This is a genomic window from Aquimarina sp. Aq107 (genome assembly GCF_943733665.1).
Lineage (GTDB): Bacteria > Bacteroidota > Bacteroidia > Flavobacteriales > Flavobacteriaceae > Aquimarina.
The window spans coordinates 3280255-3306786 of the sequence record NZ_OX030782.1; the positions used below are offsets into that span (position 1 = coordinate 3280255).

Annotated in this window: 24 protein-coding genes; 18 read left to right on the forward strand and 6 right to left on the reverse strand. The window is 31.3% G+C overall.

All coding sequences use genetic code 11. The annotated features are described in order from the left end of the window. Positions 1–97 precede the first annotated feature (97 nt). On the forward strand, positions 98–913 hold the full coding sequence (locus NMK29_RS14080) for a 2,3,4,5-tetrahydropyridine-2,6-dicarboxylate N-succinyltransferase (RefSeq protein ID WP_027392229.1): 816 nt from the start codon (positions 98–100) through the stop codon (positions 911–913). A gap of 72 nt (positions 914–985) precedes the next feature. Beyond that, positions 986–2050, forward strand: a complete 1065-nt coding sequence (locus NMK29_RS14085; RefSeq protein ID WP_108803611.1) for a glycosyltransferase family 9 protein — start codon at positions 986–988, stop codon at positions 2048–2050. Here NMK29_RS14085 and NMK29_RS14090 read toward each other — a convergent pair. Continuing rightward, positions 2047–2868: a glycosyltransferase family 2 protein gene (locus NMK29_RS14090; protein WP_108803610.1), complete on the reverse strand. Its 822-nt coding sequence runs from the start codon at positions 2866–2868 to the stop codon at positions 2047–2049. The two genes, NMK29_RS14085 and NMK29_RS14090, sit on opposite strands and share 4 nt — an antisense overlap. 66 nt (positions 2869–2934) lie before the next feature. Here NMK29_RS14090 and NMK29_RS14095 point away from each other — a divergent pair, with 66 nt between their 5' ends. The 5 genes from NMK29_RS14095 to NMK29_RS14115 all read left to right on the forward strand — a co-directional run bounded on the left by NMK29_RS14095 (position 2935) and on the right by NMK29_RS14115 (position 8916). After that, a complete protein-coding gene (locus NMK29_RS14095) occupies positions 2935–3696 on the forward strand; it encodes a glycosyltransferase family 2 protein (protein WP_108803609.1) in 762 nt (253 codons plus the stop codon). A 176-nt stretch (positions 3697–3872) separates the two neighbouring features. After that, positions 3873–6248, forward strand: coding sequence for a TonB-dependent receptor (locus NMK29_RS14100; RefSeq protein WP_108803608.1), 2376 nt, complete (start codon positions 3873–3875; stop codon positions 6246–6248). 10 nt (positions 6249–6258) lie between these two features. Further along, a complete protein-coding gene (locus NMK29_RS14105) occupies positions 6259–7125 on the forward strand; it encodes a DUF4249 domain-containing protein (RefSeq protein WP_159092231.1) in 867 nt (288 codons plus the stop codon). Positions 7126–7135: 10 nt separating this feature from the next. Next, entirely contained in the window at positions 7136–8173 is a 1038-nt protein-coding gene (locus NMK29_RS14110) for a sensor histidine kinase (protein ID WP_159092230.1), read from the forward strand. Next, positions 8170–8916, forward strand: a complete 747-nt coding sequence (locus tag NMK29_RS14115) for a LytTR family DNA-binding domain-containing protein (protein ID WP_108803605.1) — start codon at positions 8170–8172, stop codon at positions 8914–8916. The genes NMK29_RS14110 and NMK29_RS14115 overlap by 4 nt, the downstream gene beginning before the upstream one ends. A gap of 141 nt (positions 8917–9057) precedes the next feature. Here NMK29_RS14115 and NMK29_RS14120 read toward each other — a convergent pair whose 3' ends face one another. The 3 genes from NMK29_RS14120 to NMK29_RS14130 all read right to left on the reverse strand — a co-directional run bounded on the left by NMK29_RS14120 (position 9058) and on the right by NMK29_RS14130 (position 11598). After that, positions 9058–10080 (reverse strand): glycosyltransferase family 4 protein, encoded by a 1023-nt coding sequence (locus tag NMK29_RS14120; protein ID WP_159092229.1) that lies wholly within the window; start codon positions 10078–10080, stop codon positions 9058–9060. A 64-nt stretch (positions 10081–10144) separates the two neighbouring features. Continuing rightward, positions 10145–10942, reverse strand: coding sequence for a lipopolysaccharide kinase InaA family protein (locus tag NMK29_RS14125; RefSeq protein WP_108803603.1), 798 nt, complete (start codon positions 10940–10942; stop codon positions 10145–10147). A gap of 5 nt (positions 10943–10947) precedes the next feature. Continuing rightward, the gene (locus NMK29_RS14130; protein ID WP_234424273.1) at positions 10948–11598 is read right to left on the reverse strand and encodes a bifunctional 2-polyprenyl-6-hydroxyphenol methylase/3-demethylubiquinol 3-O-methyltransferase UbiG; all 651 of its coding nucleotides are present in this window, start codon (positions 11596–11598) and stop codon (positions 10948–10950) included. A 210-nt stretch (positions 11599–11808) separates the two neighbouring features. Between NMK29_RS14130 and NMK29_RS14135 the strand changes: the two genes are divergently transcribed. From NMK29_RS14135 to NMK29_RS14165, 7 genes are all read left to right on the forward strand, one after another. Then, positions 11809–12738, forward strand: a complete 930-nt coding sequence (locus NMK29_RS14135) for a glycosyltransferase family 2 protein (protein WP_108803602.1) — start codon at positions 11809–11811, stop codon at positions 12736–12738. Between the two features lies 1 nt (position 12739). Next, entirely contained in the window at positions 12740–13846 is a 1107-nt protein-coding gene (locus tag NMK29_RS14140) for a glycosyltransferase family 4 protein (RefSeq protein ID WP_108803950.1), read from the forward strand. A gap of 111 nt (positions 13847–13957) precedes the next feature. Further along, positions 13958–14527 (forward strand): L-threonylcarbamoyladenylate synthase, encoded by a 570-nt coding sequence (locus NMK29_RS14145; RefSeq protein WP_108803601.1) that lies wholly within the window; start codon positions 13958–13960, stop codon positions 14525–14527. An 8-nt stretch (positions 14528–14535) separates the two neighbouring features. Next, positions 14536–15957, forward strand: a complete 1422-nt coding sequence (locus NMK29_RS14150) for a CCA tRNA nucleotidyltransferase (protein ID WP_108803600.1) — start codon at positions 14536–14538, stop codon at positions 15955–15957. 31 nt (positions 15958–15988) lie between these two features. After that, positions 15989–17017, forward strand: a complete 1029-nt coding sequence (locus tag NMK29_RS14155) for a heme A synthase (protein ID WP_108803599.1) — start codon at positions 15989–15991, stop codon at positions 17015–17017. A gap of 56 nt (positions 17018–17073) precedes the next feature. Further along, positions 17074–17583, forward strand: coding sequence for a hypothetical protein (locus NMK29_RS14160; RefSeq protein WP_027392244.1), 510 nt, complete (start codon positions 17074–17076; stop codon positions 17581–17583). A gap of 12 nt (positions 17584–17595) precedes the next feature. After that, complete coding sequence (locus NMK29_RS14165; RefSeq protein WP_108803598.1) at positions 17596–18654, forward strand: nucleoid-associated protein; 1059 nt, start codon at positions 17596–17598, stop codon at positions 18652–18654. 19 nt (positions 18655–18673) lie between these two features. Here NMK29_RS14165 and NMK29_RS14170 read toward each other — a convergent pair whose 3' ends face one another. After that, positions 18674–19369, reverse strand: coding sequence for a hypothetical protein (locus NMK29_RS14170; RefSeq protein WP_108803597.1), 696 nt, complete (start codon positions 19367–19369; stop codon positions 18674–18676). A 315-nt stretch (positions 19370–19684) separates the two neighbouring features. Between NMK29_RS14170 and NMK29_RS14175 the strand changes: the two genes are divergently transcribed. Then, on the forward strand, positions 19685–21493 hold the full coding sequence (locus tag NMK29_RS14175; RefSeq protein ID WP_108803596.1) for a tail fiber protein: 1809 nt from the start codon (positions 19685–19687) through the stop codon (positions 21491–21493). A gap of 58 nt (positions 21494–21551) precedes the next feature. After that, a complete protein-coding gene (locus NMK29_RS14180; RefSeq protein ID WP_108803595.1) occupies positions 21552–23222 on the forward strand; it encodes a hypothetical protein in 1671 nt (556 codons plus the stop codon). A 347-nt stretch (positions 23223–23569) separates the two neighbouring features. On the opposite strand, the gene NMK29_RS14185 is transcribed toward NMK29_RS14180, so the two are convergent. Continuing rightward, positions 23570–24637 (reverse strand): hypothetical protein, encoded by a 1068-nt coding sequence (locus NMK29_RS14185; RefSeq protein WP_027392247.1) that lies wholly within the window; start codon positions 24635–24637, stop codon positions 23570–23572. A gap of 140 nt (positions 24638–24777) precedes the next feature. Here NMK29_RS14185 and NMK29_RS14190 point away from each other — a divergent pair, with 140 nt between their 5' ends. Together NMK29_RS14190 and NMK29_RS14195 are read left to right on the forward strand one after the other, a co-directional pair. Beyond that, complete coding sequence (locus NMK29_RS14190; RefSeq protein WP_027392248.1) at positions 24778–25677, forward strand: ABC transporter ATP-binding protein; 900 nt, start codon at positions 24778–24780, stop codon at positions 25675–25677. A gap of 4 nt (positions 25678–25681) precedes the next feature. Beyond that, entirely contained in the window at positions 25682–26521 is an 840-nt protein-coding gene (locus NMK29_RS14195; RefSeq protein ID WP_027392249.1) for an ABC transporter permease, read from the forward strand. The last annotated feature ends 11 nt before the right edge of the window (positions 26522–26532 follow it).

Genomic DNA, 26532 nt, shown 5'->3' on the forward strand with positions numbered 1-26532 from the left:
ATTATAAAATAGTTCTAATTATTAAGAGTATCCTAAAATATTCAATGAGGATATGATTTTCGAATGAAGCTGTTATCTTTACGAAAATTTTTAATAAATGAACCAACTAAAGGAAACCATAGAAAAAGCTTGGGATAATAGAGAGCTTTTAAAAGAGTCAAACACTCAGGATGCTATAAGAAAAGTAGTCGACTTACTAGATGCTGGCGAACTTCGCGTAGCAGAACCAACAAAAGATGGGTGGCAAGTAAATGAATGGGTAAAAAAAGGGGTTGTGCTCTATTTTCCAATTCAAAAAATGGAAACACTTGAAGCTGGTATTTTTGAATACCACGATAAAATTCCATTAAAAAAAGGGTATAAAGAAAAAGGAATTAGAGTAGTTCCTAATGCTGTTGCACGTCATGGAGCTTATATTTCTCCAGGAACCATACTAATGCCTAGTTACGTAAATATTGGTGCTTATGTAGATGAAGGAACCATGGTAGATACTTGGGCAACAGTTGGTAGTTGTGCTCAGATTGGAAAAAATGTTCATCTAAGTGGTGGTGTTGGAATTGGTGGTGTTTTAGAACCACTTCAAGCAGCTCCTGTTATTATAGAAGACAATGCATTCATCGGATCTAGATGTATCGTAGTGGAAGGGGTACGTGTAGAAACTGAAGCTGTACTTGGTGCTAATGTGGTATTAACTGCATCTACTAAAATTATTGATGTTACTGGAGATACACCAGTAGAAAGAAAAGGAGTTGTACCTGCCAGATCGGTGGTTATACCTGGAAGTTATACTAAAAAGTTTGCCGCTGGAGAATATAATGTGCCTTGTGCCTTGATTATTGGTAAACGTAAAGAAAGTACTAATAAAAAGACTTCCCTAAATGATGCCTTGAGAGAGCATGATGTAGCTGTATAATTAGAAATAAATATGTATACTTGTGAGCTTGTCTTTTAGGCAAGCTCATTCTTTTAATCAATAGTTAGATAAATGAAAATATTAGTCATTCAGCAAAAAATGATCGGTGATGTACTCACAAGTACAATTATTTGTGAAGCACTAACTAAAGAATACCCAAATGCAACGATTGACTATTTAGTAAATTCTAATACAAAACCAGTAACTCTAGAAAACCCTTTTTTCAATACAATTATTGAATTTAAAAATGAATATCGCGATAGTAAAAAAGCATTTTATTCATTTCTAAAAGAAATCAAAAAGGCAAAATATGATTTGGTTATAGATGCATACGGAAAATTAGAAAGCAATCTTATTTCTTTCTTTTCGAAAGCTCCAAAAAAAATATCTTTTTATAAATGGTACACCAAATTTATTTATTCTGAAGTAGTTTATAGAAAATCAGATCCTATTACTGATGCTTCTATTGCAATAGAAAATCGACTTCGGTTGGTATATCCTGAAGATAGACTTACTTCCAACATAATTCGTCCTAAAATATTTTTGACAAAAAAAGAACAGGAAATTTCTAAAGCATATTTAACTACCAACGGAATTTCTTCGGATACACCGCTAATAATGATAAGTGTTGTAGGTAGCGAAATTAGGAAAACATTACCTTTCGAATACATGGCCAAAGTGATTGATGAAATTGTGACAACAACCTCAGCTAATATTCTTTTTAACTATATCCCTAGTCAAGAAGAAGATGCTAAAACTATTTATGATTTAACGACAAAAAACACACAACAACATATTCATTTTAATGTATTCGGAAAAAGTTTACGTGAATTTATAGCAATATTATCTCATTGCGATGTTTTAATTGGAAACGAAGGCGGAGCTGTAAATATGGCAAAAGCTCTAGACAAACCAACTTTTACTATTTTTTCGCCTTGGATTATTAAAAAAGACTGGAATATGTTTGAAGATGGTATTACACATGATTCTGTACATCTTTATGACACCAAGCCCGAATTATATGGAGATAAAACTCCAAAAGAAATGAAAGATCATGCATTAGAATTATATAAAAATCTTTCTTCAGAATTAATAATCCCAAAACTTAGAACGTTCCTTAAAAATTTAAATCTTTAGTCCTTTTCAATTCCAAAAGGAGTTCTAATCACTTGATCTCGTTTTGTAACTTTTCTTATAGCCTTATTCCTTGTAATCATTTCTGGATGAACATATCCTCTTTCGTGATATAAATGCACACAAATCGCACTATAACGTATCTGTTTAGCCTTTATTCCTAGATTAAATAACCGTTCTCCTATCTCTCTATCTTCTCCTCCATATTGCATTCGCTCATCAAAACCATTTACCAATAAAACATCTTTTTTCCACCCAGAGACATTCATACCATCCCAAGTGGCTTTAGTTGGTGTACTAAAATTAAGAAAACATTCTTTCCAACCATCAGCTGTTAATTTATTTAGCTTAAAAGAAGATTTTAGCCCTTTACTTATTAACCATTTAGCATCAAAACATTCTTGATTTTTTATATGCTGTTCAGAAATTAATTCTGAAATATCTTTCGGCAACTTAAAATACCCTCCTGACAAAAAACAACCGAGTTTTCTCATCCGCAGGTGAGTTTCAACAAAATCCTTTCTAGGAATACAATCACCATCCGTAAATAATAGATAATCAGAATCTGCTACTGTAATAGCTTTATTTAAAATTACTGTTTTTCTAAATCCTTGATCTTCGTGCCAAATATGTTTTAAAGGATAACTAACTCTTTTAGAAAACTTTAAAACTAATTCCTTTGTATCTTCTGTTGACCCATCATCCGCAACAATTACTTGAAAATTCTTTATACTTTGGCATTCATATCCAAACAGCACTTTACTCAACCATTTTGGTTGATTGTAAGTACTTATGACTACTGTTATTTCTGGTGATTGCATTGCCGTAAAAATAACTATTTTTGCACGATACCTTTATAAATAAAGCATCAATCTTAAAGTATCCGAATGGTTAAACTCTCTGCTGTTATTATCACTTACAATGAAGAAAAAAAAATAGAGCGATGCCTCTCATCTTTAATGGGTGTGGTTGATGAAATTGTTATTGTCGATTCCTTTTCTACCGACAGAACAGAGGAAATCTGTAAACAGTTTGATGTAAAATTTATTAAACAAAAATTTTTAGGATATATAGAACAAAAAAACTTTGCTATCACTCAAACTTCTAATGATCACATTATATCATTAGATGGTGATGAGGCTTTATCTTGTGAACTTCAGAACTCTTTGATAAAATTAAAATCCAATTGGATTCACGATGGATACTATATGAATCGATATAATAATTTTTGTGGGCAATGGATAAAATACTCTGATTGGTATCCAGATAAAAAATTAAGAGCTTTTATAAAAGGAAAGGGAGAGTGGAAAGGTATAAATCCTCACGATTCTTTTAAACTGACAGCCCCTAAAGCTTCTTCAAAACTAAAAGGTGATATATTACATTGGAATTATGCGACCTACCAGGAATTTAATCTTAAAACAGATAAGTTCTCTACAATATCAGCACAATCTTACTATCAACTAGGAAAAAAAGCTCCTATTTGGAAAATTATTCTTAATCCAACTTGGGCTTTTTTTAAGTCTTATTTTCTAAGATTTGGATTTCTAGATGGATTTAATGGCTTTGTTATATGCGTACAAACTGCGAACATTACTTTTCTAAAATACTCTAAGCTAAGGGAATTAATTAAACAACAAAAACAATAAATCAGCATTCTAACCTAACTAAACAAAGGTTTTTGATAGTAAAACCTGCTATTCTATTTTTATTCACGTAAAAAAATAATGGCTCATCAGGTTTTTTCAAGGTTTATCCATATTTCTAAAATCCAAGAAAGCTTCTCATATAGTTTTGAATAAAACATATTTAAAACTATATACATATGATCAAAAAAATTGTATACCTGCTCTTTTTATGCACACTTGGAACAATTGGACAAGAACAATTTACCATAAGTGGATATATAAAAGATGTTAGCTCTGGAGAGAAATTACTAGGAGTTAATATCATTATTGATAATTCTATAGGAACCACAACAAATGATTATGGTTTTTATTCCATAAACATAGAAAAAGGAACCCATCAAATAGAAATCAGTTATTTAGGATATAAAACTATTCTTAAAGAAATTCAAATTACAAATAATCAAAAAATAGATTTTGATCTAACAGAAGAGTTAGCTCAATTAGATGAAATCATCATTTCATCCAATAACACAAGAAAAAAAATCGAATCAACAGAAATGAGTGTTATTTCATTACAAGGAGAAACTATTAAGAAAATGCCAGCTATCCTTGGAGAACCTGATGTATTAAAATCATTACAACTATTACCAGGAGTATCCAGTGTAAACGAAGCCTCTTCTGGATTTAATGTAAGAGGAGGCTCTGTAGATCAAAATCTAATATTACTGGATGAAGCTACTATATATAACGCTTCACATTTATTTGGTTTCTTCTCTGTATTCAATTCTGACGCCATCAAAAATGCTAAATTATACAAAGGAGGAATTCCAGCTATATATGGTGGAAGATTATCTTCTGTACTGGATATAAAACAAAAAGAAGGAAATACTAAAAAATTTGGAGGGAACATCGGAATAGGTCTTATCTCAGCCAAAGCATTAATTGAAGGACCTATTCTAAAAGGTGATAAAGAAGAAGCTTCAGGTAGTTATATGTTAGCAGGTAGAAGATCATACATAGACCTATTTTCATTCCTTCTAGAGGATTTTGAAGATAGCTCTTTATTTTTCTATGATTTCAATCTAAAAGCGAACTATGACTTGAATAAAAACAATCGATTATTTCTTTCAGGATATTTCGGTAGAGACACATTTGAACTCGATGGATTATTAGGAACAACTTGGGGAAACACGTCTGGAACATTAAGATGGACAAGCGTTATCAACGAGAAATTATTTCTACAGACTTCCGCTATTTTTAGTAATTACGAATACAACTTAGATAATCTAAGAACAGGTTCCGAGTTTAGATGGAAATCCAGTATCACCAACTACAACCTAAAACCAAAACTGTCTTGGTACATTAATAATAACAACACACTTAAAACAGGAGTAGATATGACATATTATCAATTTAAACCTGGAAAAATATCATCTCTAAATGGATCCAGTATCAATGGAGAAGAATTTAGTGATAAGTTTGGTTTAGAAAACGGGGTTTATGTGGATCTAAAACAAAAATTATCAGATAAACTTAGTGTTCAATATGGACTAAGATGGTCCAGCTTTTTTCGACTAGGATCTCAAGAAATAAGTCAATATGATACAGGAAGCCCTTTAACCTACAATGCTGAACAAGATATTTATGAAGAAAATGAGGTCATAGGGACCACACAATATAGTTCTGGAGAAAACATAAAGTCTTTTAATGGAATAGAACCTAGAGTATCCGCAAGATATTTATTAAATGATTCTAATTCTTTTAAACTAAGTTATAATAGAATGTATCAGTATTTACATTTAATCTCCAACACTACCTATCCTACTCCTCTGGACGTATGGTCTCCAAGTGGGCCTTACATCAAACCACAATATGCTGATCAATTAGCGTTAGGATACTTTACATCATTCAATGAAGGAAAATATGACTTAAGTCTCGAAACATATTACAAGAAACTCAATGATGTTACTGATTTTATTGATGGAGCGGATCTAATATTTACTGAAGAGATAGAAACGCAAATTGCACAAGGAGAAGGAAGAGCATATGGATTAGAAGTACAACTAAATAAAAATGAAGGTAGATTAACTGGATGGTTAAGTTATACTCTTGCTAAATCAGAAACTAAAGTTCTCGGAATCAACAATAACGAATACTACCCATCCAACAGTGATCAATTACACGAATTAAATCTAGTTGGATTCTATAAACTAAATAAAAGATGGGATTTTGGAGCTAATTTTGTTTTTGGTTCAGGAAGACCAGTAACCTATCCTACAGGGCGATATGAACAAAATGGATTAGTAGTTGCCGATTACAATAATAGAAATGGAAATCGTTTGCCTGCTTACCACAGATTAGACATATCGGCAACATTAAACCCTAAAAAAGGTAAAAACGGCAAATGGGTGTTCAGTCTTGTAAACGTGTATAACAGACAAAACGCAGCTTCTATCTACTTTAATGAAGTTGGAGAAGTTGGAGATCAGGAAATAGCTACGGGAATGACCCAAGCAACCAAACTATCATTCTTTGGTATTGTACCTAGTATATCTTATGAGTTCAAATTCTAAAAAAAATCAAATGAAAAATTTATTTATAATATCTGTAATAATCATCTCGTCAATTTTCCTGTCATGCGAAACAGACGTAACCAATGACATCACATTAAATGAAAGTACTCCAAGACTAGTTATCAATGGTGGACTAGAGAGAAACACTATCAGTCCATTACCTATACAGCAGATTCAACTAACTACTACTGCCTCTTTTTTATCTACAGAAGACCAACCTTTTGTAGATGATGCAATCGTTACAGTAACAGATGGCACTAATTCTTGGATATTTAATCATTCTACAAATGGGTTTTATGAAAATACAGAAATCATTCCAGAAATTGGAAACACATACACAATCACAATAAATTGGAATGGAGAAACCTATGAGGGGTCAGATTCTATAAGTGAAGTACCTTCATTTGATAATTTCTATTTTGAATTTGAAGAAGAAACAATCGCAACAGATGCAGGATATTTTGTTAAATTTGATACTACAGACCCTATAGATATTGCTAATTTTTATTATTATCGTCTTTTTAAAAATAATGAATTTATTATAGTTCCGGATCCAGGAAATAGCGAGGTTTTAATTGTTTCAGATGAATTTTTTGACGGTAGACAACGCATTGGCGTAAACCCAAATGACGAAGTGCCTTTTGAAATCGGAGATGTTGCTAAAGCACAACAATTATCAATATCTGAAACCTATTTCGACTTCTTAAATGAATTGTTTATACAAACAGGAAATTTAGGTAATCCAATAATTGGTAACCCACCTCCTGCCTCTATACGTGGAAATTTAATAAATTTAAACAATCCCAATAATCGAGCATTAGGATTCTTTTATACAGTAGATATCGAAGAGGACACAATTACAATTACAGAAAATTAAAAACAACATATTGAAAACGAATCGAATATATTTTTATCTATTTATTATTCTTCTCTTTAATGCCTTTCATCTCATTAGTGAGATTTATACAGCAGATCTAAAAGAAGGTCTTTCTGAAACCCTTATATTATTACCTGTAAGTTTCATTTATACTTTATTTATTTTTTGGTCTAGAGTTTATTTAAAAACAAAACTAGTTCCAAAAATAATTGATATCGAAAATAGATCTCAATTTTTAGGTGTTTGGACTACAGTCATTATAACAAAAGCAATTTCACTCACCTTCTTATGGCAAACAGTTGCTTATACATTTGAAAATGATAAAGAACTTGAAAGATCTTTTTTTGATTTGGTGTTCTGGCTAGTTTTATTAATCAATTTCGCAGTCATTGCTTTCGTATATTTTATTGAAATTTTCTTAGAATCTCAGCAAGAAAAACAGGACATCAAAATTAAGCTCACGCAATATCAAAACGAAAAATCAGTAGCTCAATATCTAGCTTTAAAAAAGCAATTAAATCCTCATTTTCTATTTAATAGTTTTAATAGTTTATCCGGTTTAATAAGTATTGACGCTAAAAAAGCTGAATACTTTTTACAAGAACTTTCCAACATATATCGATATAATTTAACTCAAAGTGAAGAGGTAGTTGTACCTCTAAAAAAAGAGTTAGAACTCATCAATTCTTACATGTCTTTACAAAAGATTCGATTTGGAGAAAGTATTATTTTTCAAAATAATATTGAAGAATCTAAATTACATCTTTTACTACCACCAATGACTTTAGAGTTACTTTTCGAAAATGCTATTAAACATAACAGCGTAGACATCAATAAGCCATTGAAAATAACGATATCTATTGAAAATCTGAACCTTAAGGTTATTAACAATTTCCAACCCAAAAATAATGATTATGAAAAATCACTTGGTATTGGACAAAAAAACCTAGTTAATCAGTACAAAATGTTACATACAAAAATTCCTGAATTTAACATACTTAACAACAATTACATTGCATCCATACCACTTATTCAACCAGAAATATGACCAAAGCTATTATTATAGAAGACGAAAGTATTGCTGCTATTAGATTACAAAACCTAATTCAAGAAGTCAATAACCAAATAATGATTGTTAAGGTTCTGACCTCCATAAATGAATCAATACAGTATTTATCGACAGAGAGTCCTGACTTAATTTTTTTGGACATCAATTTATCCGATGGATATTCTTTCGAAATATTTAAAATCCTTGAAATCAACACCCCTATAATTTTTACTACTGCATATTCGGAATATGCAATTAAAGCATTCGAGCAAAACAGTATTGATTATCTTTTAAAACCTGTTGCTAAAAACTCATTATCAAGAAGTATCGACAAATTCTTTGAGCTTAATAAAAATCAATTACCTGAATACAAAAAATTATTTCTTCACAATGAAAAAGAATATAAAAAAAGGTTTTTAGCAAAAATAAACAACAGTCTTAAGACTATTGAAATTGATGAAATTGCTTACTTCTACACGGAAGAAAAATTAACTTTTATTCAACTGTGGAGTGGAAAAAAAATCCCAATTGATTTTTCTTTAAAAAAATTAGAGCAAGAATTAGATCCTTCCAATTTTTTTAGAATAAACAGAAAATATATAATTCATCTAAAATGTATTGAAGAAATGTACTATACATCTAAATCTAGAATAAAAGTATCGTTAACTCCAGTTGCTACTGAAAATAACATTTTTGTAGCTATAGAAAAATTGGGGAAATTTAAAAAATGGCTGTCGCTGTAAATAAAGTACTTTATTATTATCTACGTTTCTTTTTTTTATTAAGAAGGAATACATTTTAACCGATGTTTACGATTACATAAAGGCAACTACACTATTGTTATTACAAAAAAAAACTCTTAGATTAAAAAGAACGGGATTAGATTAATTAATAAACAAATCATCTATTTTTTTAGAACAATTCTCCCAAGTATAAGGCAACACGGTTTCTCTAACATCTGTTTTAATTAAAAATGCCTTTTCTATTAAGGGAATTACTTCTTTATAATTGGCATCTATATCAAACAAGAAACCATTCTCCCCTTCTGTAATAAGATCTGGACAAAAACCAGTTCTTGATGCTACGGGAACGCAATTAGACATCATTGCTTCTAAGACAGGCACAGGACCTCCTTCGATCAAAGACGGAGATACAAAAACATCTATTTTACTGTACAAATCTGGATAAGAATCATAAGGTTTTTCTTCAAAGTACTTAAAATTAGGTAAATCTGAGATCTCATTAAACCTATCATATTGTTGCCAATGACGGCCAATTAAATAAAACTGTCGATCAGGCATGTTTTTAACTAAATCAAGAACTAAGTCTGGGTTTTTCCGATCACTAAATGTTGAGCAAAATCCTATACCACCAGAACCTCTTTCGTGCGAATAAAAGAAAGAAGAAGAGGTAGCAATATGCATGACTTTAAGAATACCAGGTTTTACACCTAAATCTATTAAATACTTCTTGATATCAGAATTTAGACAAATAACATAATCCGCTTTATTAAGACACCAAACTACGTGAGTTTTAGAATATTTTTTGGACCAAGTGGGATGTGTGAACATCACTACATTTTTTTTAAACAAAATACTTGGAGTACTCCTTAAGCATCGACAAAAATAGTTTTGGTAAATAAAATAATACGCATCTGCTTTTGGCAAATTCTTTAACTTATTATGATAAAATGTAGTTGCATTTAAAGATGAATATTTAGATAACCGTCTTACTTTAGCTCCAAAAATCCAATCTTTATCCTTTTCTCTAGCGATATAAACTGCTTTGTTTATTATCCTTCTAGATTTATTTTTTCTTAAGACAGAAAATAATATAACAACAATATATTTCCATTTATGAATTAGTGAAAAATATAATTGTTCTTTTAAGTTACTTTTTCCTGACATAACTACTTCTCTTTTTAATCTTCTCTTTACATGAAAAAACAACTAACTTTTCACTAAAAACTAACTAAATAGGACTTTTAGACACTCTTTCTTTGTATTTTTTCTTCCAAAAAAATATTCTCTTTTTAATACGTATTTTACGATAAAAACGATGTTGAAAATCTTTGGTATATCCCCACATAAGATCAAATACCTTTGCCTTATCTTCTCCACTACATTTTGCATATTCATCACTCATAACTTCTATCATAGATTTATGAATAGTTAAACGTGCAAAATTTTTAATACGAGTTTCAAGATTCATGTTACCAAATTCCATGCGATTAAGATCTACTAAATAAAAATCATAACCGTTTTCCTTTCTTTTTATTAAAGTATTTCCAGGAGAATGATCCAAAAAGTTCACTCCATTCTTATGTAAAGTATATGTAAACCTAGTAAAAGCTCTTAGTATTTCTTCATGATCAGAAATGCTAAAATCAGTAGTTAATTCTCTATAGGTAAGATCAGCTTCTACTAATTCACTTATATAAAAACTCTTTTTAAATAGAAAAGAAGTACTCCTTATTTCATAGGCAATTGGAAAAGGAGTCTTAATCTCTAATTCTAATAGTTTATTAGCATATCTATATGATCGCTCCGCCTTTGATTTTCTAAAAAACCTGTAAACAATTTGGTTGACAATATTGGGGATTTTAAAAGATTTGATAGCAAATTTCTTATCCCCTACAGTAACTATCTTTATGACATTTCGTTCAGCATCTCCTAAAATTTCTTTATGATTATCAAAATCAACAATTGCCTTTTCAATAGCTGGAGTCAAATCAGTATGACCTGGATGTACAACCAAGTTTTTTTTCATGGTCGTTAGGTGTTTTCGAATTTTGCTACAGTTGCGTATTGAGGATACCTAATATCTAGTTGAGTAAATAATACCGGAATGTTATACAAGTACGGTTTTATAGATCTACTTCGGTTAATACCTGTATGTACTAAAACCTCATAACCTAGATCTTCATACATCCTTTGAATACTTTTTTTTGTAAAAAAACGTAGATGCGTTCTATCCATAACACCAAAATCCTCGTATTTCCAATCTTTCTGAACAAGAACTTTCATAAAGGTATTATGATATCTGACATTAGGAATAGAACTAATCAGCACACCGTTTGCAGTCAATTTATGCTTTATCTTATCCAAAACTAAATAAGGATCTACCAAATGCTCTAATACATCATTAAAATAAATTGCATCAAAATACTTATCTGGCAATTCATCTATATAATCTTCACATCTGCCAGAATAAACTTTATGCAATTTACTCTTGGCTACTTGAGCTTCTTTGTCCATATATTCTATACCCCAAACCTCTGCGCCTGTTGTATTTTTTAAGACTTCAGCAAAAGCTCCATTTCCACAGCCAACATCAATAATAGTTTTGGGGTTTTCCGGCAAATACTGAATCATTTCGTCTCTAATATTGTCGTAGTAACCACTAGGTTTATTTTCGTAATCCATTTGTTAAGTTATTCTGCAAATATATTTAAAATTAAACGATATAATTTCCATCAAAAAAACCTATTTAAATATTATTGATATTGGTATTCTCGCAATCAAGTAATATATTATTCGTTAAGAACATTATTAAAACAAAAACTAAACAAATTCCAATTGCTTGTTTTATCGAAATGCAACCTTTACTTTTGATCCTTAAGCGCATAAATTATTATGAAAGATATTTCGATTATACTAATCAATTACAATTCTTCTTCTTTTACTATAGATTGCATTAAGTCAATTATAGAGAAAACATCAAACGACATATCTTATGAATTTATTGTAGTTGATAACGCCTCAGAATTAGATGATTATCTTCTATTGGACAAAAAGATTAAAGAATTACAAGTCTCAAATCTAAAACTAATCCAAAGTAAGTATAATACTGGTTTTGGAGGAGGAAATATGCACGGAATACAATTTTCTAATGGAAAATATTACGCTTTCGTTAATAACGATACCATCCTACAAAATGATTGCCTAAATATTGTTTTTAATTTTCTAGAAAAAACGGAAGATGCATCAATATGTGCTCCTCAACAGTATAATGAACAAGGAGAGGTACAAAAGTCATTTGATCATTTTCTTTCTTTGCGTAGAGAATTATTTGGAAGAAAGTTATTAGAGAAACTTAACCCAACAAAATATCCTAAGAGAAAGAAAATCTATGATACTCCCGTTAAAGTACAAAGTGTACCTGGATCATTTTTAGTTGTTTCGGCAGATGCTTTCGAAAAAGTTGGAGGTTTTGATACTAATATATTTTTATATTACGAAGAAACAGATCTTTGCTATAGAATTTCGAAGAACATATCAAATGGTCTTTGTTATCTTGTTCCGCAGGGTCGTTACACTCATTTTAAGGGACAAAGTACTCAGAAAAGTATAGCCATTAAAAAGGAATTAAAAATTTCGCTATTATATGTTCTTAGAAAAAACTCTGGATACATAGCCTATCAGGTATTAAGATCTTGGTTAACCTTTAAGTTCTTTTTTAAATCTATTATTAAACCCAAAAACTTTTCTCTTTTTATACTTTTTCTAAAAGGCGCTTCTTTATCAGAGTCATTAAAATTAAAACAAACAATTGCAAGAAAGTAGTATGCATATTTTACATTTATCTGCTGTTAAAAACTGGGGTGGTGGCGAAAACCATATAGAAAACTTATGCTCTGAGCTAGCGTTATCAAATCCTGAAGTAAGGAATACAATTTTTTGTGTAAAAAATGGTGCATTTCATAAAAGATTAAAAAAAACCAAATTAAATTTTATTCCTGCTACTCTATGGCCAAAATTTGATCCTAGATTTTTTATAAAATTAGGTCAAGTATGCAAAAAACAAAAAGTAGACATCATCCACATTCATGATCCTAGTGCTATATTACTAGCCATTTTAGCAGATAAATTTTATAAACTACCTCCATTTGTTTTTAGTAAAAAAACTTCTTTTCCTATTAAACAACGTAAAAAGACATTGTACAAGTACAACTATACTAAAATTAAAAAAGTACTTTGTGTATCCGAAGAAACTCAGAAAATTGCCTCTGTAGGAATTGAAGACCAGGAAAAACTAATTACTATTTACCATGGAACAAATCTAAAAACCAAAAGTACAGAAACACCTTTTTTACTTAGGGAGAAATACAATCTAGCAAGTGACAAAGTCATCATAGGAAACATAGCTAATCACATTAGAGCTAAACATTTAGACACCTTAGTTGATGTTGTAGACAGTATTATTAATAAACAGAAAAGAAAAGAATTCTTCTTTATACAAATAGGTACGTTTACTGACAGAACTGAGGCTTTAAAAGAACGAATTAAAACATTAAATTTAGAAAACCATATAGAGTTTTTAGGATATACTCCAAATGCCTCTAACTTTTTACCACAATTTGATATAAGCCTTATTACTTCTCAAAGCGAAGGTGTTCCTCAGGTGATATATGAATCTTTTTATCATAAAACTCCAGTAATAAGTACTGATGTGGGTGGAATTCCAGAAATTGTTGACCAAGATATTAATGGCTTATTAAGTCCTATGCATACTCCTGAAAGTCTTTCTAAACATATTATAGAACTTTCAGAAAACCCATTAAAACAAAAGAGTTTTGTTGATAAAGGGTATGAAAAACTTATTACAAAATTCACAACAGCTAATATGGCTAAGCAAACTTTAGAAGTTTATAAAAATATAATGCTGGATTAATAATAAGTATCATCTAACTATAATTGTCTATACAGTAAGATTAAAATATCTATAAACAAGAATTAACTTAATGTATTGATGTAGAAAATATAATTCTAAAATTCAACTAGAATGGAAGATCAAAGAGAAGAAATACAAAAAACAATAGATACTCTTAAAAAAGGAGGACTTATTCTATATCCAACAGATACTGTTTGGGGAATTGGATGTGACGCAACCAATGCAGAGGCAGTTGACAAGATATACGCTTTAAAGCAAAGAGCAGATAGTAAGGCAATGTTATGTCTAGTTAGTGATTTCAAGATGCTTCAGCAATATGTGGAAGAGGTTCCTGAGGTTGCTTATGACATATTAAAATATGCTTCTAAAGCGACAACAATAATTTACGACAGACCACTAAGAGTCGCAGAAAACCTAATTGCAGCGGATAATACACTCGGAATTAGAGTTGCTCGTGACCCTTTTTGCGGAAAGTTAATCCGAAAATTCAAAAGACCAATCGTTTCTACTTCTGCTAATATTAGTGGAAAATCCACTCCTCGCAACCTAAAAGAAATAAGCAAAGAGATTTTGGAAGGCGTTGACTATGTTGTAAATTTGCCGTTGAAAAATAAAGATGCTAAACCTTCTTCAATTATAAAAATAGGTGGTGATAGCACAGTGAAAATTATCAGGAAGTAAATTGATTCATGTCGGAAGCGAAAAATTATAAAAAAGCATTACAACATTCTGTTTTTAATACTATTACCAAAGCAGCATCTAATCTTCAATTAGAAAGCTATGTTATCGGAGGTTTTGTTAGAGATCATATTTTGCAAAGGGGAACCGCAAAAGATATCGATATTGTAGCCGTAGGTAGCGGAATTGAATTGGCAAAAGAAGTTTCTAAATTACTTCCTGGGAATCCAAAAATTCAAATCTTTAAGACCTATGGAACGGCTATGTTAAAAGCTAATGACATAGAAGTCGAGTTTGTAGGTGCCAGAAAAGAATCTTATCAAGAAAATAGTAGAAACCCAGTTGTCGAAAATGGCACATTACAAGATGACCAGAACCGAAGAGATTTTACTATCAATGCCTTAGCACTAAACCTTTCTGAAGATACATTTGGTGATATTTTAGATCCTTTTAATGGACTAGAAGATCTAAAGTCCAAAATTATTCGTACACCTTTAGATCCAGATATAACCTATTCTGATGATCCTCTTAGAATGATGAGGGCAATTCGTTTTGCTACACAACTCAATTTCAAGATTGAACCAACATCGTTAAAAGCGATAACAAAAAATAAAGATAGAATTAAAATCATCACCAAAGAACGAATTGTTGATGAACTAAATAAAATATTACTTAGCGAAAAACCATCGGTAGGTTTTCTTTTACTAGAACAGACAGGATTATTACCTTATATTTTGCCTGAATTAATGGCTCTAAAAGGCATTGATGAAGTAGAAGGACAAAAACATAAAGATAATTTCTATCATACCTTAGAAGTTGTAGATAATATATCCGAAAACACAGATGATCTTTGGCTGCGTTGGGCTGCGTTATTACATGATATAGGAAAAGCTCCTACAAAAAGATTTAGTAAAAAAGTAGGATGGACATTTCACGGTCACGAATTTGTAGGTTCTAAAATGGTATTTAAACTATTTAAACGCTTAAAAATGCCTTTGAATGACAAAATGAAGTTTGTTCAGAAAATGGTGTTAATGAGTTCTCGCCCTATTGTTATTGCATCAAATGTAACAGATTCTGCGGTAAGAAGGTTGGTGTTTGATGCTGGTGATTATATAGAGGAATTAATGACCCTTTGCGAAGCTGATATTACCACCAAAAACCCTAAACGCTTTAAAAAATACCACAATAACTTTAAGATCGTTAGACAAAAAATGGTTGAGGTAGAAGAGCGTGATCATGTTCGTAATTTTCAACCTCCAGTAAGTGGAGAAGAAATCATGAAAACGTTTAATATTAAGCCATCGCGCGAAATTGGAATTATAAAGGAAGCCATTAAAGAAGCTATTTTGGAGGGTGAAATACCAAATGAACATGAAGCTGCTTATCAATTTATGATTAATAAAGGAGAAGAACTAGGCTTAAAAAAATAACTAAGACACTTATAATCTTTAGTAGAAACATATGAAAAAATATTTCAGGCCACTTGTCATTACATCGGTTGTACTTATATATTTAATCATAATTGCTGGAGCAGTTGTTAGAATGACAGGATCCGGAATGGGATGTCCCGATTGGCCTAAATGCTTTGGGTATTATATTCCCCCTACGGATGAAGCTCAGATCCAATGGAAAGCTAATTATGAATATGAAAAAGGGTTTATAGTGATATTGGATGAAGAATTAAGAATAGCAACTAGAGACTTCTCATCTACTTCTGCGTACAACCCTGATAATTGGGAACCCTATACCAAACATGATTATGCTAAATTTAATGTATGGCATACTTGGATTGAATATATCAACAGACTTGTTACAGTACTTTCTGGAATCCCAATTTTATTAATGTTTATCCTGTCGTTGCGATTTTGGAAAGAAAATCGTAAAATACCCATATATGCGGGTATTACAATTATTGCAATGGCCTTTCAGGCTTGGTTAGGGAAAATTGTAGTCGATTCTAATTTACTACCACTTAGAATTACTGTCCATATGTTGGTTGCTTTCATTATTCTAGCAATATTGTTATATGTATTATTCTTAACAAGAGAAAAAATCACATCCATTAAGTTCGGAACTACATTTAAAAACATATTACTTTTTTCTACTATACTTACACTAATACAAGTGGCGTTAGGAACTCAGGTAAGACAATATGTTGATGAACAAATTAAAATTGTTGGAGAGCATACAAAATCCGAATGGTTAAGCCCTCCTACTTTCACCTTCTATATACACAGATCATTTTCCATATTAATTGTTTTAATAAATACTTGGCTTCTTTGGTATAATAAAAAAATGCAATTAGGAATATCTAAATTAAATTGGGTTATAGGATTAATCGGTTTAGAAGCATTAACCGGAATATTAATGTATTATTTTGATTTCCCTTTTCTATCACAACCCTTGCACTTGGTTATATCATCCTTATTATTTGGTGTACAGTTTTATATCATATTAGAGGTGTTTAAAAATAAAGTTATTGAAGCTTAAAATTTTAAAATAGTCACGAACAAGTTTGTATCTTTGCCAATCCAAATTAATCAAGAATGATTTACCGTTTCAGAATTATCCTGGATACAGAAGAAGATGTATTTAGAGATATCGAAATCGAACAAGATGCTACTTTAGAGCAGTTCCATAATGTCATCAACCAATCTTTTGGTTTTGATGGTATGGAAATGGCATCTTTTTACACCAGTGATGAGCAATGGAATCAAGGAGAAGAGATATCTCTTTTTGACATGAGTGATGGCAATCAGCCAGTAAGATTAATGAATGAAACAACACTTAATGATGTAGTTCATGAAGCTTCTCCAAGATTAATATACATATATGATTTTTTAAGCATGTGGACGTTTTTAGTAGAGCTTGCCGAAATTGCAGAATATGAAAATGGACGAGAGTACCCGAATGTTATGTTCGTTCACGGACAAATTCCTGACAATGCTCCCGATAAAGAATTTAAAGCTGATGATTTAGACCAAAATAGTGATGACGAAGGTTTCTTAGACCTTGATGACTATGACGAATTAGGATTTGACGAACATTGGAATTAAAACTAAAAGAATATGATCAACTTATATAGTACCCAGATTGAATCTCTTTCGATTCATAAAATAGGAAACAAAAGTAGAAACGAGAACATATTTCTTTCTGACGCTCCTTATGCACTTAATGATGAATTAACTGCGCTATTAAAGGAGTATTTCTTTAAGCCTTTTAGAGAAAAAGAAGAGAATTATTTCCAATTCGCCAATGAAGTTGATGTAGAATTTAATCCACTATATAAGATAGTTACCGAAATTTTTAACAACCCTGCATCAGCACACGAAAAATCTAAAAGAATTGCTTCTTTATTATATGAGCAATCACAGCACCCGCATATCAAAAGTGGTGAAGTATATGTTGTTTATCTAGATAATCTTACCATAGATAATGAAAAAACTTCTGCTGTTGGAATTTTTAAATCAGAATTAAAATATGATTTCCTTCAATTCGAAGAAAAAGGAACCAACATCGCACTATTACACCAACAAGGAGTTAACCTTAATAAACTTGATAAAGGTTGTTTAATCTTTAATCATAAAAAAGAAGAAGGCTATAAAATTCTTTCTGTAGATTCTAATCGTTATGATACTAAATATTGGTTAGAACATTTCTTAGGAGTAGAAGCATTTGAAGATGAAAACTTTTATACGAAAAAGTATATGAAGTTCTGTCAGGATTTTGCAAAGGACGTAGTATTACCAGCAGAAGACAAGAAAGAAGAAGTGATGTTTATGAACCGAGCTGTAAATCACTTTGCAAAAAATGACACCTTCGAAGAATCTGCTTTTCTTAACGAAGTAATTGATAATCCAGACCTAATTCCAGAATTTAAACATTATAAGACAGAGAAAGCTCCAAAATATCATATAGAAGACCTTACAGAATTTCCTATTGCTAACACAGCGGTTTCCGCGGCAAGAAAAAAGATTAAAAACACTATTAATCTAGATACTAATATTCAAATTAAAATGGATTTCATCAATCCAGAATCTGCAGAAAAATTTGTAGAAAAAGGTTGGGACGAAGAAAAACAAATGTATTATTACTTGGTTTATTTTAATAAAGAACAGAAGGATTAATATAGCGCTAGGTTAAGTATTATCTCGAACTTTTTGTACTAAAAATAAGGTCTGTATTTACTTCTGTAATTGATTTGTCAGAATTTTCAATAAAATCACTTAAAAAGATCTTCTCGTCATCCTTGTTAATAGGTTTTGGTTCTTCTATTATAGAATCCCCTACCAATCTATTTTGATAATAAATTAATGGTGATAATTTAATTACTCCACTTTCTTTAATATATGTTCCAGTAGTTTTGATAAAACGTTCACCATATTCTCCATAGTCCTCATAAGTAAATATATTTTCTCTTAAATCCAATGCCTTATATCCATTAGGTTTTGTATGCAGAAAACTTTTTACAAAATCCTCATGTCTAGGTTTACTAGAAACGTTATGGTAGTATAGAATAGGTTTTGTTCTTCGCGGATTATTAATACTATATTCAACTAATAATGAATCTCCTGAACGTTGAAATTGCCCAGTTTTATGAGCTCTATACTTTGACACATAGGTTATGTTATCCACTTGATAAACAAATTTCACCATTAGATCATTTACTCCACCTCCAAAATCAGGAAGCCTTGGTTGAACTGGTCTTGAATAAAAAACTAACGCCTCTACTTTTTCCGTTTTTTCAAAAGGATAAAACTTCGGAAGTTCAAAGTTATTCCACATCCAGATACAGGATATTAACAAAAATAAGCCACCAAAAACCCAAGGATTTATTTTCATAAAGTTAAAGCTTTATTAATAGGTATCAATAATAATGCTAATGTTACAATTCTTTTAGAAAGAAGATTCGTTGATAGATCAAAAATGAAAATGAAATTCATCTACTAAATCAAACAATTAGGACTTAATATTTTTATAAAAAACGCTAGTTAAACCATCTATTTATAATACTTTTGCCGCTTTATTTTTTTACAAAAACTAAAAAAACTTCATTTTCTGAGGTAACATTTTGTTATCTCGAGACACGTATATAAAAGCATAATAAATTTTATTAGAGTCAGTGTACTCTAAAATTTTTACTAATTAAAAGAAATTATGAAAAAAATTAGAATCATATCATCTCTAATTCTTGGGATCGTTTTTAGTTCTTACGGACAGACTAATAAAATTGAAAATACCGGTAATGTAGGTATCGGAACTACAAGCCCTTCATCACCTTTGCAAATTAATTCAAATTCTGATAACGCTATAACACTTAAAACCTTAGACAACAAATGGTTATACACAAACTGGATTGATAACACCAATAAAAGAAGAACTTGGATGGGACTAGGTTCTGATTTATCATCATTTAATATTACTACACAAAACGGAACTAATAAAATACTCTTTAACGGAGGTAATGTAGGTATTGGAACTACAAATCCAGCAAACATTTTGAGCATTGAAAAGAATCAAAATGGTTCTACTCTTCTAGAAATTAATAACAGTAATAGTGGTAATTCCGCAAGACGTGGAATCATAATAGGAGAAGGAACACCAGGGAAATCAGTTTATCTATTATCTACTTCCTCTAATTATAACCAAGTAAATACTTGGGCCAATGCTGGTATTTTAGGAACTGATAGTCAATTATCAAACGGTTTAATTATGAGGTCTGCTTCAGGCAAAATAAGATTTCAACCAAATGGTATAAGTGATAAAATAGTCTTTGATGAGAATGGCAATGTAGGTATTGGAACTACAAATCCAGATGCAAAGCTCAGCATTTATCTGCCGAACGGAACAGCTTCTTATCCTACTATTTCTGATAGCGGTAATCTGTTCCTTAAATCAAGAAGTTCTAATAGTGGTATGGAGTTTGGTAATTCAGCTGGGTTTAATGATAGAAAAGCGTGGATCATAGCTAGGCATACCGATGTCTCTAATTATGGAAAATACTACTCTACTCTACACCTACAACCAGATGTAGGCGATAAATCACAATATAGAGGTGTCAGCATTGGATATGAAGCATCTACTCAACTACCTATTAACACTCACTTAGCAGTATCCGGTAACGTAGGTATCGGAACTACAGATCCCAATTTTGCATTAGACGTATCTGGAACATCCAAAGGAATAAAACTTGGAAATGCAACTGAAAATTTATTATTTAGAAATAATATTGGAGGAGCAAACGAGATTAGAAGTTACGGATTAGCATTAGAGATTGAAACGAGAGATACTCAAGATATTTCTTTTAATAGTAATAACGGAAATTCTAAATTAATGATTATTAAAGGGAATGGTAGTGGAATTGGTATTGGAACAACTACTCCCCAAGAAAAACTTCAAATAGCAAACGGATCAGTTTCGGTAGATTCTTCGGCAGACGGGAGTAGTGCTTTTGAATTTGGAAATAATTATGGACAAATTTATTACAACGCTCAAAGTACTGGAGAACAGAATAGAGGTGTTTATTTTCAAGAACAATTATCGAACAACAGAGGATTCCATTTTTTAAACTCTAATGGTGATAGACTATTAAAAATTAATGGAAATGGAAACGTTGGTATCGGGACAAACACACCAGACGCCAAACTGGCTGTAAATGGCAATATCCATACTAAAGAAGTAAAAGTAGATTTAGTGGGATGGCCTGATTATGTATTCGAAGATAGTTACAACCTACCATCATTACAAGAAGTAGAAAATCATATATCAGAAAAAGGGCATTTAGAAAATATCCCTTCTGCAGCAGAAGTAATAGAAAATGGTATCCAATTAGGGGAAATGAATAAAAAACTTCTTCAAAAAATAGAAGAATTAACCCTATATATGATTGAGCAGAATAAAGTTAATCAACAGCAACAAAAACAGATTAAAGAACTAAAAAATGCAATTGAAGAATTAAAAAAATAAAACACTAAAATTTTATATAGTTACAATACTCTAAAACAGTATTCAATTAAAGAAAATTATGAAAAATATTATATTTCCAACACTTTCATTCTTGTTGATATCATTACACAGTATATCACAAACAGAGACCTCTAACAATGAAAAAATAAACCTACAATCACCTAGTTCTGTAAGTTTATTCCAAAGCAATTCTTCTAATGGAGTTTGGGCAACAGGGACTATCACGGCAGATCGCTTTGGTATTTTTGAAGATGCAACTAGTACAAAAGAAAGGTTAACGATTCTTCCTGGAGGTAATATAGGTATTGGAACAGTAAATCCTGGAGCCAGACTAGATATATTATCTAATACTGGGCAAACAGAAAGTTTAATGCGCTTTAAGATATCAGATGCTCCCTATGATTATTTGCAAATAGCAAATACTACCGGATCTGCAAATCAATTTATTCCATTAATCAAAGGATATCATCAGACAGATAATAGGTCTTCTCTTGCAATTATGGGATCCACATCTGATGCCATGGATAATGGGTCCAATGCATTGATAAATTTTAATGCAAGGAGATTAAATAGTGCGGTTCAGAATAGACCTTTATTTGTGTGGACCAATTATGATCAAAAAATGATGACAATGTCAGCTAATGGTAATCTAGGTATTGGAACCACAAATCCTATTGAAAAACTTCATGTAGAAGGATCTTTCTTATTAGATGCATATCAGACTGGAGGTGAAAAAGGATTATTTTTTAGAGAGAATTTCTCTAATGCTAATAAATACAATCTATCTATTATGACTTATGATGATGGAGATAATAGCCCAGATGCATTAGATATTAACGCATATGATGGAATTTATTTCAACACAGGTTCGAATAGTAGAAACCCTAGAATGGTTGTAAAAGGTGACGGTAACGTAGGTATCGGAACATCAAATCCTCAAGAAAGATTTCAAATAGGAAACACTTATGCTTTCCATGATGGTGGGCACAAAGTTATAGGTTTTTTATACAAACCATCTGGTGGAGTTGATTTAGATCCATCTTTATACTCTAGCGAAATACGCTTTGATCCAACAAATGGTAATTTTCATTTCGGAACTTCTAACACCGTAACATCAGGTCCTACAGCTAGATTATCAATTAATAAAACTGGAAACGTTGGTATCGGAACGACAAATCCTTTAGCAAAACTAGACGTAAGAGGAGTAATTAAAACATCACACACGGATGGTAGATATGTAAACCTTTTTACCTCTGGAGACGGAAATAGTTACATAAATATTGCAGGTGGATCTACTACTTCTAGATTTGGTTTTCAGGTTGACGGAAGTAGTAAAATGTCTATAATGAAAAATGGAAATGTTGGTATTGGAACCGCAGACACTAAAGGTTATAAACTAGGTGTTAAAGGAAAAATAGCAGCAGAAGAAGTAAAGGTAGCTTTGCACGCAAATTGGCCTGATTATGTGTTCGAAGATAATTACAACCTACCTACACTGCAGCAAGTAGAAAATCATATCACAGAAAAAGGGCATTTAGAGAATATCCCATCGGCTGCAGCAGTAGCAGAGAATGGTATCCAATTAGGAGAAATGAATGCAAAACTACTTCAAAAAATAGAGGAATTAACTCTTTATATGATTGAGCAGAATAAAAAGACCGATAACCTCATCAAAGAAGTAAAAGCTTTAAAACAAAAAAATGCTGAGTTGGAGCAAAGAATGAAATAATTGTTCGAGGCCAGAAGTCGGGTGTCAGAGGTAGTCTACTATTTTAATTCTGACTCTTGACTTCTGACTCCTGACTCCTGACTCTTGACTCCTGACTCCTGACTTCTGACTTCTGACTCCTGACTTCTGACTCCTGACATCGGTCCTCTGACTCTTGACTCCTGACTCTTGACTCCTGACTTCCGACTCCTGACTTCCGACTCCCGACTTCTGACTCTTGACTCCTGACTCTTGACTCCTGACTCCTGACTTCTGACTCCTGACTTCCGACTCCCGACTTCTGACTCTTGACTCCTGACTTCTGACTTCTGACTCCTGAAATTGGTCCTCCGACTTCCGACTCCCAATTATCCTTCCAACAATCTTTTCATATTGACATTTTCATAATTACGCTTCACGAAATCTAGCGCTGTTTTTAAAACTTCTCCCATCGACTTACTTCGTCTAAATTTTAAGTCTAAAGTAAAATTATATAAATGTTCTCGTAACTCTTTTAAATTTTTTTCTGTAGAAATAGTGTCTTCACACATACATTTCACAAGTGTTTCATAACGTGATCTAGAATTTAATATTCGCTTTGCAAGAATAGAACGTTCTTCTTTCTTATACTGCTCTATAGAACTAGGCTGAAGTTTATTCATTACAATATCTACCATATCAAAATTCTCTTTAAAAAACTGAGGTTGATATACTTTTAATTTCCCTTCGAAACATTGTTGATCAAAATCTATAGCCCTTATTTTATATTCTACATGATCAAAATCGTGGATAGGGATAATAACATAATTATATGATCTCATATCTCCTAATAAACGCATCTGGCAACGTTCATTAAATTTCACAAACTCTTTTGCTATTTGGGATTTAGCCTGATCACTTAAATCCGGTAAAAAATCTTTAATAAATACATCTCCAGGAATACCTGCAATATGCTCTTCTATAAGTGTATTTTTATATACTAAAAAGTTAATTCTATTGGGCGAAAACATATGCTCTAGTTCCAATCCATAGATACGAGAAGCATCTGCTTTCTTAACATAAATATACGTATAATTATCATTCAGTATATTCCGAACTCGAACTCTAAAAGGCTTTGAATTTCCAAAGGTGCAATAGTCGATTGCATCGATATTAAGAAATTCTATAGCATCTTCATTTCCATCAGAATGTAATATGGTATATACTTTTTTTAAGCTAGATTCAATCTCTGGCCGCTCATGCTCTTCATAATATACACGAACCCATAACGTATCTTCATCATTACTATCATAAACAACTATGGAGCCTGAAAACCTCAACAAATCATCATAAAATACTGGAATCTTTATTTTACGATTACATTCTTTTAAATACCTATCCAAACTATCATTAATTGGATAGGTAGGTTTCTTTTTAGACATTAACTTTTCTTCCATATTCAGCTGCTTTCGGTTAGCAATTTACGAAAGAAAAGGTTTCGAAATACAATATTCAATTACTAACAAACCACAACTTTATTGTAACAAAACTTAATACTGGTCGTCTAGTTTAATATAACCACCAAAAATAATTACAATTGGAAACCATTCTAACTTTAAAGAATCTTACCAAAAGATTCGGACCAATAACAGCCGTCAATGATCTTTCCTTTACAATTAAAAAAGGAAACGTATATGGTATTTTAGGACCTAACGGAAGCGGTAAATCAACTACTTTAGGAATTGTTCTTAATGTTGTCAATAGAACTTCTGGAGATTTTACCTGGTTCGACGGATCCTCGTCCACCCATGAGGCACTAAAAAAAGTAGGAGCAATTATTGAGCGTCCTAATTTTTACCCCTATATGACTGCTGCTCAAAACTTAAAGTTAGTATGTCAAATAAAAGAAGTAGCGGCTGATAAAATTGACGAAAAACTAGAACTTGTTGGTCTTTTAGATAGAAAAGACAGTAAGTTCAGAACTTTTTCTTTAGGTATGAAACAACGATTAGCAATTGCTTCTGCATTGCTAAATGATCCAGAGATCCTTATTCTGGATGAGCCTACAAACGGATTAGATCCACAAGGGATTCATCAAATCAGAGAAATTATTAAAGTAATTGCATCTCAAGGTACTACAATTCTTTTAGCATCTCACCTTTTAGATGAAGTAGAAAAAGTATGTAGTCACGTGGTTATTATTAGAAAAGGAGTGAAATTATATTCTGGACCGGTTGATGAAATGAATGCAAGTCATGGTTTCTTTGAATTAAACAGTAATCAAAATAGCATCTTAAAGAAGTGGTTATCTGAACAAAGTACTTTTGGTAATATTAAAGAAGAGGACGGCAAACTGATCGCTTTTTTAAATAGTGAATTAGATGCCGAAAGTCTTAACAAACAGCTATATGACGCTGGTATTACGCTGACACATCTTGTAAAGCGTAAAGAAAGTCTTGAAGAACAGTTCTTACAATTAACCAACAACTTAAACTAAAGCCATGTTACGATTACTCAATATAGAATTTCAGAAATTACGATATAATAAGTCTGCGAAAGTACTGACTATAACTTATTTTGTATTAATACTCCTTATTTCTCTCATAGCATCTTATGAATTTAGTTTTGGAGGAGTAAATTTTCGCTTAGCTGATCAAGGGATCTTTAATTTTCCATATATATGGCACTTTAATGCTTGGATTGCTGCGTGGTTAAAACTTTTCCTAGCCATAGTTATTGTATCTATTATGGCAAATGAATACTCTAATAGAACATTAAAACAAAATCTAATAGACGGCTTAAGCAAAAAAGAATTTCTTGCTTCTAAGTTTCTTACCGTTGTTGTTTTTTCTTTAATATCTACGATTTTCTTATTCTTAGTATCTCTAATTCTAGGATTAATATTTTCTGATTACAATGAGATTTCAATTATATTTTCGGATTTAGAATTTATTTTTGCTTATTTCATAAAATTAGTTGGTTTCTTTTCTTTTTGTATGTTTTTAGGAATACTTATAAAACGTTCAGCTTTTGCTCTTGGTTTTCTTATTTTTTGGCAGCTAATTGAAGGCGCTTTTAGATTGTTTTCTGGTTTAATTAAATGGAAATTTGATTCTGACATCATAGACAAAATTATACCATTTTTACCTTTAGATAGTATGTCTAATCTTATTAACGAACCAATAACTAGATTAAATTTCATACAATCTGCAGCTAATCAACTAGGAGAAAACTTTCAAAGAGACTATGCTGTGCACTGGTATGAGATCCTAATAGTGTTAATCTGGACTGTAATATTTGTTAGACTTTCATATTATCTTCTTAAAAAGAGAGATTTATAATATCTTTGGGT